The following is a 15,504-nucleotide window of genomic DNA, read 5'->3' as shown; positions in this document are numbered from 1 at the left end:
TCCAGTCGCGCTTATCCTTATACTTTTAGAAATAAAAATAACCATTTATAAACAGTATTTTATTTCTATGCACAAAATTAGGGTAAGCTCCGTCATTTTTATCTGTGGCATTCTTTTACATCTTAGCGTTAACGGACAGGAAAGCAAGAGCTTTGTTCAGACCAGTTCAGGTATACAAATTGATATCAGGCATTCCATATCCGGTATCAAAAAGATCAGTCTTCAGCCCGTAACCGACCAGATCATTCACGTGACTGAAATTACAACTGATGATTTTCCTTCAGATCATAGTCTGATGGCCATTAAACAAAGTAACCCGGATGGCGTGTTTTCTGTACAGCAGGATGGAGAGCTCGTTACGCTGAGTACCGCGGCCTTAAAAGTTGAAGTTTCTACTGCAACAGGGCTTATTATATATTATGATCATCGGGGAACTTTATTGCTGGCACAGAGTAAGGTTCCTGATCTGGCACTGGTACCAAAGATCTTTAATGGTGAATCTTCTTATCAGGTTTCGCAATTATTCGAGGCACAGGAAAATGAAGCTTATTATGGTTTAGGTCAGCATCAGCAGGGCCTGATGAATTACAGAGGACGCAGGGTAGATCTGGTACAATACAACACAGATATCGCCATACCTTTTGTGCTTTCTAATAAAGGATACGGATTGCTCTGGGACAATTACTCGATTACCCGTGCAGGAGATGTAAGGGATTATCAGCCGCTCAGTGCGCTGAAACTCTTTGCCGAAAATAATAAAGAAGGATGGTTAACAGCCCATTACAGTAACAGGAAATCTCCGGCTACAGTTTTATTCAGTCGCCCGGTATCAGAGATTTCCATGAACTGGCTCACAGATCTTCATAAATTCCCCGACAGCATTAGACCAGCAGATGCTATAGTTGAATATGTGGGAAGTTTATCCAGTGATTTGCCTGGTTTATATCAGTTTCAGCTGAAATACGCCGGTTATATTAAAGTATGGTTTGACGGTAAACTAGTGGCCGACTACTGGCGTCAGGCCTGGAACCCAGGTGCTGCGCTGTTAGACCTTACGCTGCAAAAAAATAAAAAGGTAAGTGTTAAAATAGAATGGACTCCCGATGGCGGCGAGTCTTACCTGGGTTTAACCTGTTTGCCTCCTGTTCCGGAGACCATCAAAAATACATTTGCCTTAAGTTCTGAATCCGGCAAAGCCGTCAATTATTATTTTGTTGCTGGTAAAAATGCCGATGAAATCATCAGTGGTTATCGTACGGTAACCGGCAAAGCAGTCCTGATGCCAAGATGGGCAATGGGATTCTGGCAAAGTCGCGAGCGTTACAAAACTGAAGATGATATCTTAACTACGGTTAAAGAATTTCGCGACCGCAAGATCCCGCTAGATAATATTGTGCTGGACTGGTCTTATTGGAAAGAACCAGAGTGGGGCAGTCAGGAGTTTGATCCTGCTCGTTTCCCGCATCCCGAAAAAATGATCAATACCCTGCATCAGGAACATGTAAACATCATGATCTCGGTATGGCCAAAGTTTAATAAAGGCTTTGATGTCTACAACGATTTTGATAAAAGCAATTTCCTGTTTAAAAGGAATATTGAGGATGGCAGGAAAGATTGGATAGGAGAAGGTTATTCAAATACCTTTTATGATGCTTTTAACCCTAAAGCCAGAACTGCTTTCTGGAACCTGATGAACAAAAGGTTGTATTCCAAAGGTATTGATGCCTGGTGGATGGATGCTACAGAACCAGATATGCACTCTAATTTGCCGGTAGAGATCAGGAAAGAACTGATGACGCCAACTTATGAAGGTTCGTCCACTACCTATTTTAATGCTTTTCCATTGGTTAATTCCAAAGGCGTATACGAGGGGCAGCGGAAGGCTAATCCGGTAAACCGCGTATTTATCCTTACCCGGTCTGCTTATGCGGGTTTACAGCGTTATGCCGCTGCAGCCTGGAGCGGTGACATCGCTTCTAGGTGGTATGATATGAAAAACCAGATCAGTGCCGGACTGAATTTCTCGATGTCTGGTTTGCCTTACTGGACCATGGATGTTGGCGGTTTCTCCGTAGAAACACGTTATGAGCATGCCCAGGGTGCCGATCTGGAAGAATGGAGGGAGCTGAACACCCGCTGGTATCAGTTTGGTGCTTTTGTACCGCTATTCAGGGTGCACGGACAGTTTCCTTACCGCGAGATCTATAATATTGCACCTGCAGATCATCCGGCTTACCAGAGTATGTTGTATTACAGCAAACTGCGCTATCGCCTAATGCCTTATATCTATTCCCTTGCAGGGCAAAGTTACCAGCAGGATTATACCATTATGCGCGGTTTGGTGATGGATTTTCCGAAGGACTTAAAAGCTTCCAATCTGGATGATGCCTATCTGTTTGGCCCTTCGCTGCTGATCAATCCGGTACATGAATATAAAGCACGTAAAAAAGAAGTTTATCTGCCGTCAGGACAGGGGTGGTACGACCTGTATAGTGGAAAATATTACAAGGGTGGTCAGGAGATCAACGCAGCAGCGCCTTATGACAGGATGCCTGTTTTTGTAAAAGAAGGATCTATTATTCCTACAGGACCTGAGCTACAATATACATCAGAAAAACCTGCCGACCCGCTAACGCTGTTTGTGTATACCGGTAAAGATGCATCCTTCTCTTTGTATGAAGATGAAGGAACCAATTACAATTATGAAAAGGGGGAATTCAGTACCATCACCTTTAGTTATGATGAAAAGGCTAAGCTGCTGACCATAGGAGACCGTAAGGGAACCTTCACCGGAATGCTTAAACTCAGAACTATCAATGTCATTTTTATTTCGCCAGAATCCGCTAAAGCCTTCATTTTTAACGGTAAAGCCGACTATATTCTAAAATACACGGGAAAACAGACCCGTATTTCTTTGTAAACAAAAACCAAATATATATGCATCTAATATTTACTAAATCTTATGAACGGGATGAAACAGAATTATAATTTGAAAAGAAAAAACATCTTTTTGCTGGTGTTTATTTCTATGCTGGTATGCAGCCAGGCCTTATTTGCGCAGCAGCGGCAGGTTAAAGGAACCGTGGTAGGGGCAGATGGAAAGCCCATTCCCGGCGCAGTAGTTAAAATAAAGGATAAAACCGGTGGAACGGGGACGAATAATGAAGGTGTATTTGCCATTAGTGCCATTACCGGGGATGTGCTGGTAGTGAGCTCGATTGGCTTCCAAACCAAACAGATAACCGTTACACAAAACAGTAGCTATAACATCAGCCTTGCAGACAACAACCAGAACCTGGATGAAGTGGTAGTGGTAGGTTATGGTGTGCAGCAGAAGAAACTCGTTACCGGTGCTTCGGTGCAGGTAAAAGGTGATGTGTTGCAGGGACAAAGTACACCCAATCCGCTACAGGCTTTGCAGGGGCAAACGCCAGGAGTACAGATCACCACTGCTTCCGGTCAGCCGGGTGGATCGGTAAACGTAGTGATCCGCGGATTGGGAACCATCGGCAATGCAAGTCCCCTGTATGTAGTGGATGGAGTATTAACTGCTGATATTACTTATTTAAATTCAGCAGATATAGAATCTATTGATGTGTTAAAAGATGCGGCATCGGCAGCGATATATGGTTCGCAGGCTGCAAACGGTGTGGTACTGGTTACTACGCGTACAGGGAAAAAAGGACAGTCAGGGCAGCTTACTTTTGATGCTTATACAGGTGTGCAGAATGTAGCCAACAAGGTCCACCTGCTAAATTCTCAGCAGTATGCTACTATAATGGATGAGGCAGCGATAAATAGTGGTAAACAACCCTATTTCACCAATGCGCAGATTGCAGCGATGGGAAGCGGAACGGACTGGATCAGCCAGTTATTTGTTCCTGATGCCATCACGCAGAATTATTCTTTTGGCGCTTCTGGTTCATCAGAAGCTTCAGTTTACTCTATGGGTGGTTCTTATACCGATCAGGAAGGCGTGGTTGGCGGTTCAAGTCTCTCTAATTATCAGCGCTACAGCTTCAGGGTAAATACCGAACATAATTTTTATAAAGACATTATAAAAGTAGGACAGCATTTAACTTACACTGACATTAAAAATAATGGCGTAGCTACTGGAAATCAGTATAACAATACCTTACGCGGAGCATTTAATACCAGTCCTTTTGTACCAGTATATGATGCCAAAGGTAATTTTTATGACAACAGTAAGTCTACCTGGGACAGTGGTGAAGCCAATCCTTATGCATTAGCTGTTTATAATAACCAGAACAGGAGCAATACACAGCGTTTGCTGGGTGATATCTATTTGCTGGTGCAGCCATTTAAAGGCTTAACCTTTAGAAGCAGCCTGGGCCTGGATTACAGTTCTTCTGATTACCATTCTTTCCTGCCGGTTTACAACTTGTCTACCTATGCCTATAATACAGTAACCAAAGCCAGTCAATCGATGACCAAAGGGCAGTCGCTGATCTGGGACAACACCCTGACCTATAAATTTAAAATTAAAGAGAACCATAATTTTGAAATACTGGCCGGAACTTCTGCCTATCAGGCTGACGGAAGTACGCTTTACGGAACCAATACCAACCTGATCTTTGATGACCTGGATCATTCATGGCTGAGTAATGCCACCAATAAAAACAGTACCGGCATTACCATTGGTGGCGGGCCTTTTGACCCTGACAGGAGGCTGTCTTATTTTGGCAGGATCAATTACAATTACAAAGAAACCTACCTGGTAAATGCCACTTTCCGCGCCGATGGCTCTTCAAGGTTCTCTTCGCAGAACCAATGGGGATATTTTCCTTCGATATCTGCCGGCTGGGTAGTAACCAATGAAAGTTTTATGAAAGACCAGAAAGACTGGCTTGATTTCCTGAAGATCCGCGCCAGTTGGGGACAGGTAGGTAATCAGAATATTCCTGCTTTCCAGTATTTGGCACCAATTACGCTGACCAATGTGAACTATAATTTTGGTCCTACGGAAGGCAACAATACTGCAGGTGCTTATCCAAGCAGGTTGAGCAACCCGGGTTTGAAATGGGAAGTTTCTGAACAGACAGATTTCGGTTTTGATGCCAGCTTGTTAAAAGGTGCCTTGTCCATCAATTTCGATCTATACGATAAAAAAACAAAAGACTGGCTGATTGCTGCGCCAATATTGGCTACAGCAGGTGCTGCAGCACCATTTATCAATGGCGGTAATGTAACCAACAAAGGAATAGAGCTGGGCATTAGCTATAAAAATAAAATTGGCGAGGTAGGTTATAGCGTTGGTGTAAATGGAGCTTACAACAACAATAAAGTGGGGCAGATCCCTACAGCAGACGGAATTATCCATGGTTCTACCGCACAATTATATGACAACTCCGGAGAGTTCTACCGTGCACAGGATGGTTATCCAATCGGTTATTTCTGGGGCTTAAAAACTGCAGGCCTCTTCCAGACTGAAGCGGATGTACAGAATTACAAATCGAAAACAGGAAAGGTGATCCAGCCTACCGCCCAGCCCGGTGATGTGAAGTTTGTAGACCTGAACGGCGATGGTGTGATCGATGACAATGACAGAACAAAAATTGGTAAGCCAAACCCGGATTATACTTTTGGTATTAACCTTTCTGCAACGTATAAGGGTTTTGATATTTCTGTGGTAGCTTCTGGTGTTGCCGGAAATGATATTGTACAGTCGTACAGGAATGAAGCCAATCAGTATGCCAATTATACCACCGCTATTCTTGATCGCTGGCATGGGGAGGGTTCTTCCAACACGGTTCCCCGGGTGACGGAAGATAACCGCAACCACACTACTTTTTCAGATCTGTTTGTTCAGAAAGGTGATTATCTGAGGATCAGTAATGTAACTGTGGGTTACGATCTGGGTACGATTATTAAAAAAGGTTTCCTTAAAAAGGCCAGGATATATGCTACCGCATTGAACCTCTACACTTTTACCAAGTATAACGGTATGGACCCTGAAATTGGTTACGGAGGCATTCAGTCTACCAGTGCAACCGGGCAGGCAATTGTACAGGATGCTTTTGCATCAGGTATTGATGTGGGATATTACCCAAGACCAAGAACTTTTCTGCTGGGTACAAATATCAAATTCTAATATTTTTTAAGCGACAATATGAAAACGATAAAAATATATATCATGGCCACTTTTCTGTTAATGACAGGGGCCTGCAAAAAAAGTTTTTTAGATGTACAGCCATTGACGTCTGTAACGGATGAAAACTTTTATAAAACACCGGCGGATGGATATAAGGCACTGGTTGGCTGTTATGATGGCCTGCAGCTGATCTGGAGTGCCGGCGTATCCCTTCCTGTTGCCTCAGAGGTGTTGTCTGACGATTGTTTTGGCGGTACAGGAAATTCTGATGGTTTCGGCTATCAGATGCTGGATGAGTTTGATAAAGCACGCTCTCCTTCAGATCAGAACCTGTTTGGCTCCAACTGGTCTTATTATTACCAGGCAATTTACCGCTGTAATGTGCTGCTCAGCAAAATGGACCAGATCCAATGGGGCAGCGATACCGCGTTGAAGAATACCTATACTGCCGAAACCAGGTATATCCGTGCTTTCCTGTATTTTGATATGATGCGCCTATGGGGGCATATCCCTTTACTGACAGCACCCTCTGCGGCTAATTTACCACAGGCTGCACCGGATGATGTATACAAGGTAATTGCAGGTGATCTTAAATTTGCAGCTGCTAATCTGGCTGCTGTTCCCTATGGATCACAAAATGCCGCTGATCATGGCAGGGTAACCAAATATGCTGCTGAGGCGTTACAAGCTCGGGTATTCCTGTTTTATACAGGCTATTATGGGAAAACTGATCTGGTGGGTGTGACCGATAAAACTGCGGCTTTGAGCGGCCTGGAAGATGTGATTAGTAATGGCGGTTACGATCTGGAAGAGAATTTTGCCAACCTGTGGCCTGCTGCTTCACTGGCTAACTATGCGGGAGAAGATAATAAAGAGACGGTTTTCGCTATTAAATATACCTATACCAGTGATTATAACGGAAATATTGATGGTAATTATTGGGTAGTTCTTTTGGGGCTGCGTGAGCAGGCTATTTTCCCTTATGGCAATGGCTGGGGCGGTGCAACGGTAGATCCAAAGTTATGGAATGCCTATGCTGCAAATGATACCCGCAGGGGGGCCTCCATTATTTCTATCAATGACGAGAACCTTGCTTTTACCAATCAGGGTAAACAAAGAGAGTATACCGGTTATTATGTGAAAAAATATACGCCAATGATCAATGCAGATGGTACTGCCTTGCCTATCGTTAATGGTAATCCTGATTTTCAGATTGGCCAGTTCCAGGATTATGTATGTATCCGTTATGCAGATGTATTGCTGATGGCCGCGGAACTAGGCAGTCCTAATGCACAGGCTTATTTCGATAAAGTGAGGAAAAGGGCTTATCTGACCAATTTTGTGTCACTTCCCGTTACCCAGGATAATATCATGAAAGAACGTCGCCTGGAATTTGCGCTGGAAGGTATCCGTTATTACGACCTGCTTCGTCAGGGGGTATCTGTAGCCGCACAGACCATTGCTGAAACTGCCTCTGTGCTGAATGGTGGCGCGCCGGCTACGGTAACTATTTCTGCTTCCAATATCATGGCTACCCAGGGTTTGCAGCAGATTCCCAATACACAGATTACCCTTTCCAATGGGGTGCTGAAACAAAACGCAGGCTGGTAAATGAACATTTTAAAAATAAAGAGATGAAACACGCGATAAAAACACTGATGATGATCCTGCTGCCGGTACTAGTCATGGTATCCTGCAAAAAAGATGATCCTAAAATGGGCAGGCTGCTCGATAAATCTGAAATTAAGTATGAAGTAGTACAGGATTTTAAAGCTGATTCCGGTGGAAATACCGTGATCCTGAGAAACCTTACTGCGGGAACGATCTCCATGTGGGATTATGGGTCGGGAACGTCTATCCGGAAAACCGATACCGTTCATTTTGCTTTTACCGGCAATTATGTGATCAAATTCTCTGCAGAAACAGGTGGAGGTGTGGTTAAAATGGATTCTGTAATTGTTAAAGTAACCCATGAAAATTTGGGTTACGTGACCGACCCAATGTGGTATAATATTTCCGGTGGTCCGGGAAAACAAAAACAATGGGTGCTGGATACGCAAGGTAAATACTTTGCAGGCCCGCTTACCTTTATTGATCCAACTAATTTTAATACCGTATGGTGGGATGCGGGACAAAGCATTTATCCGGACAGCATGGCGCCGGGTGATTATGGGGTAATGACTTTTAGTTTAATGGGCGGTCCTTATTTTAATGCTGTAAAACCGATGGAAGGTAATATTGTGCAAAATGGCACTTACACCATTGACCTGCTTAAGAAAAGACTGACCATTAACGGAGGAACCATTTTAAGAGGATATAAGCCTGCTAAAAATGGGATATCGGGTATTAACTGGAGTTACTATGAAATCATAGCCCTGGATGAGAATACGCTTCGTTTAGGCGTATATCGTGACCATGATGTAGATGGTGAAGGTAATGCCCTGCTTGTTTATAATTTTATTTCTAAAACTTATTCCGATAACTATGTTGCCCCGGCAACTAAATAATTGCAGATGACCAGACCTTATACTTTTTATTCGCTGATCCTTATTTTTTTTAGCACCGTTGCTCATCTCTCTGCACAGACCAATGTTCGTTCGGTGCAGGATTTTGATCAGCAATGGAAATTCTTTTTAGGCGATGATCCTAAAGCCTCGGCTAGTAAATATCCCGATGGTAAATGGCGGGTGCTAAACCTGCCTCACGATTGGGGTGTAGAGGGCGCTTTCAGTAAATCTAATCCTGCTACTTTTGGCGGTGGCGCATTGCCAGGTGGAACGGGCTGATACCGGAAGAATTTTACTGTTCCGGTTTCGTCTAAGGGCAAGTATGTGGCTATTGATTTTGATGGGGTATACCGGAATAGTGAGGTTTGGATTAACGGGCATTACCTGGGTTTGCGGCCTAACGGATATATCTCGTTTCGCTATGAACTGTCTCCTTATCTCCATTATGGCGGGCAGAATACGATCGCTGTAAAAGTGGACAATTCGAAACAGCCTAATGCCCGATGGTATAGCGGTTCGGGGATCTACAGGGATGTAAGGCTGGTCACGTTAAATAAGGTACATGTAGAAAATTGGGGTTCATTTGTTTCTACACCAGTAGCTAATGAATCAATAGCTAAAGTAAATATTCAGCTTAAAATTAACTTCGGTTCCGCTCAGGTAACGACTGTTCTGGTAAAAAATCTGATCTTTGATCAGGGCCATAAGCTGGTGGTAACGGCAGAAAAAACCGTAAAGCTGACTGGTGTAATCACTGCGCTGCAGGAAGAGTTAGAGGTGAAAAATCCCAGTTTATGGTCGGATGTAAGGCCATATCTTTATACTGTCCAAACGCAGGTCCTGATAAAAGGAAAACTAACAGATACGTATGAAACTCCTCTCGGTATCCGTACTTTTAGTTTTGATGCCGATAGAGGTTTTGTCCTCAATGGAAAGGAAATGAAGATCAAAGGAGTATGTAACCACCATGATCTGGGCGCCCTGGGTACGGCATTTAATGTCCGTGCTGCAGAACGCCAGCTGGAGCTGCTCAAAGCTATGGGCTGTAATGCTATCCGTACTTCACATAATCCACCGGCACCGGCCCTGCTCGATCTCTGCGACCGGATGGGTTTCATCGTCATGGACGAGGCTTTTGACATGTGGGTAAAGAAAAAATCGGAGTTTGATTATCACCTGTATTTTACCAAATGGCATCAGAAAGACCTGGAAGACCAGATCCTCCGCGACTGTGATCATCCCTCTGTTTTTATCTGGAGTGTGGGTAACGAGATTCAGGAACAGTGGGGGACAGGGAAAGATACTACAGGTAGGGTGATTGCCAGGGAGCTGGTTAAGATTGTTAAAAGCCTAGATCAAACCCGTCCGGTGACTACAGCAAATAACGACGTGAACTTATACAACAATGTGATCCAGTCGGGTGCAATTGACCTGATCGGTTACAATTATAACCATGAAAAATGGAAGGATTTCCATAAAACATACCCTGGTAAAAAACTGATTGCTACAGAAACTACTTCTGCGCTGCAAACGCGGGGACATTATGATATGCCGTCAGACAGTATTCGTATCTGGCCAACGGCATGGGATAAACCTTTGCTGATGGGTAATGAGGACTTCAGCTGTTCGGCCTATGATAATTGTTATTCGCCATGGGGTTCTTCTCATGAGGCGAGTTTGAAAGCTTTTATAGATGACCCGCTGGTTTCAGGGATGTTTGTATGGACAGGATTTGACTACCTGGGCGAACCCACACCCTATGAATGGCCGGCAAGAAGTTTCTACTTCGGGATACTTGATCTGGCCGGATTTCCGAAAGATGTATACTACCTGTACCAAAGCGTGTGGACAGATCAGCCGGTGCTGCATATCTTCCCGCACTGGAACTGGAAAGCAGGACAAGTTATCGATGTTTGTGCTTATTATAGTCAGGCAGATGAAGTAGAACTTTATTTAAATGGGCAGTCCCTGGGAAAAAAATCTAAAGCTAACGACGAGATGAAAGTAACTTGGCGGGTGAAATACGAACCTGGAACACTGAAAGCTATTTCCAGGAAAAATGGGCAGGTGGTTCTCGAACAAACTATACAGACTGCGGGCAAAGCAGCGAAGGTGATACTCCTTGCCGATCGATCAAAACTGAAGGCCAATGGAAAGGATCTTTCTTACATCACGGTAAAAGTAACGGATCTTCAGGGTAACTTGATTCCTGATGCCGGCCAGTTGTTAAGCTTTAAGCTCAGTGGAGACGCATCCATTGCCGGTTTGGATAATGGATGTCCGGTTAGCCATGAATCGTTTAAAGGAAGTCGCCATAAGGCCTTTAACGGGCTGGCTATGGCAATCATTAAAGCAGGCCATACAAAATCATCCATTCAGCTTACCGTAAATGGCGAAGGTTTGAAGCCCGCCACCATCGCACTCGATCTGAATCCGTAATGATGAAGAAACATTTTTTTGCCTGACGGGCCTTTTAGCGGGCCTGTCAGGCGTTAATGCGCAGCAGCCTATTGAGCCTGGGTGCGGATTTACCAGCTGGCGGATTATTACCTGTATACCGGTGATAAGGATTTTTTAATTGTAAAGTTTTTTCCGTATCAGACCATTAGCCACAATTAGTGGATAATATGTGTTTTAGATACTTCATGGATTAGGTTTAGCTCGCTATTAACAAGATTTTTCTTTGTTATTTCTATAGCGTTGGTATAACCTTGGTATAACCCCGGGTTATACCAAGGTTATACCAACGCTATAGAAATAACTACTCTGGATCTTCTTAAACCAAAGCTAATCACGATCAGTGTCAGGGCCAAAAGATTGTTCCTGAGCGCCTATTTAGGGCCATTACCTGATGGAGGGAGAACATAGCGATGTTAGCCTTATCTACACTAAAATCTCAGCAATGTCTAATTCTCTGTATGTTATTATTCTTTATTTTTTTTGTCTTAAATATAGAGAAGTCTTGTCTGAAATAATGAGACTAAGCTAAAATATTTGAAATATGAATAGGCAAATTATGATATGAATAGTTTGTTGAATACGATTATTGTAAAATATTGATAGATAGTATTTATATATTTATATGCTTTGTTGAAACGTTCAAATAAATTGGCTATTTTATCGAATAATGAGTTGATGTTAGCTATGTTTTATTCAAAACTATAATTGCAACATCACTTGTTTTTTTGCTAGATATATACCACAGTTAGCACCGGCTTACAAAATTTATTAGATTTGGTGCTAACTAACTCAACAAATATGTACAACTATAAACTCTCTTTTGGGATACCAATTATAGCTGGATCAATGCTTGCCCTGGCAGCATTTCATTCTACTCATCAGAATGACCAGCCTAAATCTGGGATCATTATTGAAAACATGGACAAACAGGTATTGCCAGGCAATAACTTTATGGAATATGTGAATGGCAGCTGGATTAAGAAAACCGAAATCCCTGCAGATAAACCATCCTTTGGTGCCGGCGCTATCATCAACGATAAAGCCCAGGAGGATGTAAAAGAAATTATCGAAAAAGCTGCTTCAGGTAAATTCACCGATGGATCTGAAGAGCAAAAGATCGGTGATCTATATGGTTCTTATATGAACACCGCAGCAAGAGACGCCATCGGTGTTAAACCACTTGCAGCAGATTTGAAAAAGATCGATGCGCTTAAAACCTATAAGGACCTGGCTGCCTATTTTGGTTATGCAGGTAAAATTGGTAATATGGCACCTTTTGGTGTTTCTGTAAGCGAAGATTTTAAAGACCCTAAACATTATATGCTGCTTACCTGGCAGGGAGGCTTAGGCTTACCGGATAGAGAATATTATTTCCTGAAAGACGCCAAATCAGAAGAGATTAGAAACAAGTATACTGCCCATATAGAGAAGATGTTTAGCCTTGCTGGTATTCCTGATGCAAAACTGGCATCGGTAGAAATTATGGCGCTGGAAACCTCGCTGGCTTCCAAACAAATGAAAAAAGAAGAAACCAGGAATATGGCTGGTTTATACAATAAATATTCAGTTAATCAGCTGAATACACTGATGCCTGACTTCGACTGGACGGCAATGCTGACGGAAGCAGGGATTCAGCATACAGACAGCGTGGTGGTAGCGCAGGTAGATTATACGAAAGAGTTGAATGCCATCATTAAGGATACCTCACTGGATACCTGGAAGATCTATCTAAAATGGAGCCTGGTAAATGGTTCTGCCGGAAGCCTGAATACAGCACTGGATGAAGAGAACTTTGCCTTTAACGGCACTGTCCTTAACGGCATACCTAAACAGCGCCCGCAATGGCGCAGGGGAGTTTCTGTAGTCAACGGATCACTGGGAGAGATGGTAGGAAAGCTGTACGTGGAGAAACACTTCTCTCCTGCGGCTAAAGCGCGTATGCTGCAGCTGGTAGGTAATCTATTGAAAGCCTACGAATCCAGTATTAACGAACTGACCTGGATGAGTCCTGAAACTAAAAAGGAAGCACTTAAAAAGATCAGCAAATTTACCCCTAAGATTGGGTATCCTGATAAATGGCGCGATTACACTTCATTGAAGATCGTTAAAAATGATCTTTATGGAAATCTTACCCGTGCCAATGCATTTGAATACAACAGGATGGTTAACAAACTGGGCAAACCGGTTGATAGAACGGAATGGGGCATGACACCACAAACGGTAAATGCTTATTACAATCCTCCTTTGAATGAAATTGTATTTCCTGCCGCTATCCTGCAGCCTCCATTTTTTGATCAGACTGCTGATGATGCTGTAAACTATGGTGGAATTGGTGCTGTGATCGGTCATGAGATAGGGCATGGTTTTGATGACCAGGGAAGTACTTTTGACGGAGATGGCGTAATGAGAAACTGGTGGACCAAGAGTGATCTGGATGAGTTTAAGAAACGTACCAATGCACTGGTAAGTCAATATAGCAGTTTCAAAGTATTTAATGATTTGAGCCTGAACGGTGATTTCACCCTTGGAGAGAACATTGGCGATCTGGGTGGTTTAACAATCGCCCTGAAAGCATATCATACAAGTCTTGCAGGTAAAGATGCTCCTGTTCTGGATGGTTTTAACGGCGATCAGCGTGTGTTTATAGGCTGGGGACAGGTATGGTTAAATAAAACAAGGGAGCAGGCAGTGAGGAAACAGGTATCTACTGATCCGCATTCTCCGGCACAATTCAGGGTAAATGGGGTAGTTCGTAATATCCCTGAGTTTTATACCGCATTTAATGTGAAACCTGGTGATTCACTTTATCTCGCGCCGGAAAAAAGAGTGAAGATCTGGTAAAGGATAAAAAATCAATATTAAAAAACCCTGTTCAGGTATTTACCTGAACAGGGTTTTTTAATATAAATCAAATTTGAGAATTAGTTTTTAACAAATTCAGTGTTTGCATTTAAAGTGATCTCATCACTTACAATTGCATTAGGGTATTTAGAACCAATTCCGAAATCAGCTCTTTTTAATGTTCCTGTAACTTTGAAACCTGCAGTTTCTTTTTTAGACATTGGGTTAGCCATTACGCCTCTTAAAGTAGCATCTAAAACAACTGCTTTAGTTACACCGTGAAGGGTTAGCATACCATTAAGTTTGTATTTTGTAGCAGATACTTTTTTCAATGAAGTGCTTTTGAAAATCAGTTTAGGATATTTTTCGGCATCAAAAAAGTCAGCACTTTTAATGTGTGCATCTCTTTTTTCATCTTCAGTTTTTACTGAACTGATATCTGCGCTCAGGTTAATTACAGCATCAGAAAAATCTGGTTTTGAGGCTACAATAGTTGATTCAAAGTTGGTGAATGAACCTTCAACGTCAGTCATCATTAAGTGAGTGATTACAAACCCTAATTTAGAATGTGATTTGTCTGCTACCCAAGTGCTTGGTTCAACAGCTTTAAAAGCGAATAGGGCTGATGATGCCACTACTAATAGTACAAGTAATTTTTTCATGTTTTTAATTTTTTCTATGTTACAAAGATTAAAAAAAAAGTGCGTTGCGACATTGATGTATGGTAAGAAATTCTTTTTGCAATAATGGAAAGGGAAAAAATTTAGGGTTATTGTCGGTAAGATTAATTTCTATCCATAAAATCAGTATTTAACGCATTGAAAAACAGGTATTTATCGCTATTCGTGTTGAAATATTCATTTTATTTTTGAACAAGGAAAGTTGTAATAAGATCATCTTCTTAAAAACAATCCTGAAAAAAATGATAGTGTAGGAAAACATGATGGAGGATGAATAGTGCTTTTAGCAGGCCAAGGAATATACTTTGCTTTTCATCACAGCGATGGGATTTTGTCATGCGGCGTCCGCAGCAGTTGTTATTGCGTTTTGCGGAACAAGATACCAACGTTTATTTTTTTGAAGATCCGCTGTTTGATGCCGCAGAAGAGGCATTTCTCTCTTTTGGTACCCGTTCAGAAACTTTGTGGAAAGTTGTTCCCCATATTAAACCTGGCCTGACCCCGGCAGAGGTTACCTCTTGCCTGGCAGAACTGCTTGCCAGGTTTCTTAAACATGCAAAGCTGGATAACTGGATCTTCTGGTATTATACCTGTTCAGCACTTTCCTTTAGTAAAAATTACCGGCCAAAAGTAGTTATCTATGATTGTATAGATGAATCTGCTATTTCGGCTAGCGCCATTACTAAGGTAGACCCTCTGGAAAAAGAACTATTGAAACGCGCTGACCTTGTTTTTAAAACTGTCAGTTTCCACTGTCCTGTACGTGTGGATTGGGATAACGTCTATCACCATATTGTTCATCAGATCAGCAAGGTAGTTCCAGGGATTAATTAAGGTTGTCTGTCGTCAGCACCAGAATCATTCATCTAGTCATTTCTTTGTTAGTTCATCTATTTCATTGATT

Annotated in this window: 9 protein-coding genes and 1 pseudogene; 9 read left to right on the top strand and 1 reads right to left on the bottom strand. The window is 42.4% G+C overall.

Annotation, left to right across the window (positions count from 1 at the left end; genetic code table 11):
* The first annotated feature begins 67 nt into the window (after nt 1-67).
* From GSQ84_RS22600 to GSQ84_RS22570, 8 genes and pseudogenes are all read left to right on the top strand, one after another.
* Entirely contained in the window at nt 68-2,920 is a 2,853-nt protein-coding gene (locus GSQ84_RS22600) for a TIM-barrel domain-containing protein (RefSeq protein ID WP_158799653.1), read from the top strand.
* A gap of 51 nt (nt 2,921-2,971) precedes the next feature.
* Nucleotides 2,972-6,112 carry a TonB-dependent receptor gene (locus GSQ84_RS22595; protein WP_158799652.1) on the top strand — a complete coding sequence of 1,047 codons (3,141 nt, stop codon included), beginning with the start codon at nt 2,972-2,974 and terminating at the stop codon, nt 6,110-6,112.
* Between the two features lie 18 nt (nt 6,113-6,130).
* Nucleotides 6,131-7,723 (top strand): RagB/SusD family nutrient uptake outer membrane protein, encoded by a 1,593-nt coding sequence (locus tag GSQ84_RS22590; protein WP_158799651.1) that lies wholly within the window; start codon nt 6,131-6,133, stop codon nt 7,721-7,723.
* Nucleotides 7,724-7,746: 23 nt separating this feature from the next.
* Nucleotides 7,747-8,619: a hypothetical protein gene (locus GSQ84_RS22585; protein WP_158799650.1), complete on the top strand. Its 873-nt coding sequence runs from the start codon at nt 7,747-7,749 to the stop codon at nt 8,617-8,619.
* Nucleotides 8,620-8,625: 6 nt separating this feature from the next.
* A complete protein-coding gene (locus tag GSQ84_RS22580; RefSeq protein ID WP_158799649.1) occupies nt 8,626-8,898 on the top strand; it encodes a hypothetical protein in 273 nt (90 codons plus the stop codon).
* A 12-nt stretch (nt 8,899-8,910) separates the two neighbouring features.
* Nucleotides 8,911-10,131: pseudogene (locus GSQ84_RS28230) on the top strand (glycoside hydrolase family 2 TIM barrel-domain containing protein); the annotation flags it as partial.
* A gap of 36 nt (nt 10,132-10,167) precedes the next feature.
* Nucleotides 10,168-11,058 (top strand): DUF4982 domain-containing protein, encoded by an 891-nt coding sequence (locus GSQ84_RS28225; protein ID WP_371416423.1) that lies wholly within the window; start codon nt 10,168-10,170, stop codon nt 11,056-11,058.
* A gap of 819 nt (nt 11,059-11,877) precedes the next feature.
* Entirely contained in the window at nt 11,878-13,920 is a 2,043-nt protein-coding gene (locus tag GSQ84_RS22570; protein ID WP_158799647.1) for a M13 family metallopeptidase, read from the top strand.
* Nucleotides 13,921-14,000: 80 nt separating this feature from the next.
* Here GSQ84_RS22570 and GSQ84_RS22565 read toward each other — a convergent pair whose 3' ends face one another.
* Nucleotides 14,001-14,582, bottom strand: coding sequence for a YceI family protein (locus GSQ84_RS22565; RefSeq protein WP_158799646.1), 582 nt, complete (start codon nt 14,580-14,582; stop codon nt 14,001-14,003).
* A gap of 288 nt (nt 14,583-14,870) precedes the next feature.
* On the opposite strand from GSQ84_RS22565, the gene GSQ84_RS22560 reads away from it, so the two are divergent.
* On the top strand, nt 14,871-15,434 hold the full coding sequence (locus GSQ84_RS22560; RefSeq protein ID WP_158799645.1) for a hypothetical protein: 564 nt from the start codon (nt 14,871-14,873) through the stop codon (nt 15,432-15,434).
* The last annotated feature ends 70 nt before the right edge of the window (nt 15,435-15,504 follow it).

It is taken from the genome of Pedobacter sp. L105 (genome assembly GCF_009765875.1).
GTDB lineage: Bacteria > Bacteroidota > Bacteroidia > Sphingobacteriales > Sphingobacteriaceae > Pedobacter.
This window is presented reverse-complemented; position numbering and strand designations above follow the sequence as displayed.

What these genes read in the sequence shown, in the direction of transcription:
- GSQ84_RS22600 (WP_158799653.1), top strand. Translation starts at nt 68, where the DNA reads ATGCACAAAATTAGGGTAAGCTCCGTCATTTTTATCTGTGGCATTCTT.
- GSQ84_RS22595 (WP_158799652.1), top strand. Translation starts at nt 2,972, where the DNA reads ATGAAACAGAATTATAATTTGAAAAGAAAAAACATCTTTTTGCTGGTG.
- GSQ84_RS22590 (WP_158799651.1), top strand. Translation starts at nt 6,131, where the DNA reads ATGAAAACGATAAAAATATATATCATGGCCACTTTTCTGTTAATGACA.
- GSQ84_RS22585 (WP_158799650.1), top strand. Translation starts at nt 7,747, where the DNA reads ATGAAACACGCGATAAAAACACTGATGATGATCCTGCTGCCGGTACTA.
- GSQ84_RS22580 (WP_158799649.1), top strand. Translation starts at nt 8,626, where the DNA reads ATGACCAGACCTTATACTTTTTATTCGCTGATCCTTATTTTTTTTAGC.
- GSQ84_RS28225 (WP_371416423.1), top strand. Translation starts at nt 10,168, where the DNA reads ATGCCGTCAGACAGTATTCGTATCTGGCCAACGGCATGGGATAAACCT.
- GSQ84_RS22570 (WP_158799647.1), top strand. Translation starts at nt 11,878, where the DNA reads ATGTACAACTATAAACTCTCTTTTGGGATACCAATTATAGCTGGATCA.
- GSQ84_RS22565 (WP_158799646.1), bottom strand. Translation starts at nt 14,582, where the DNA reads ATGAAAAAATTACTTGTACTATTAGTAGTGGCATCATCAGCCCTATTC.
- GSQ84_RS22560 (WP_158799645.1), top strand. Translation starts at nt 14,871, where the DNA reads ATGAATAGTGCTTTTAGCAGGCCAAGGAATATACTTTGCTTTTCATCA.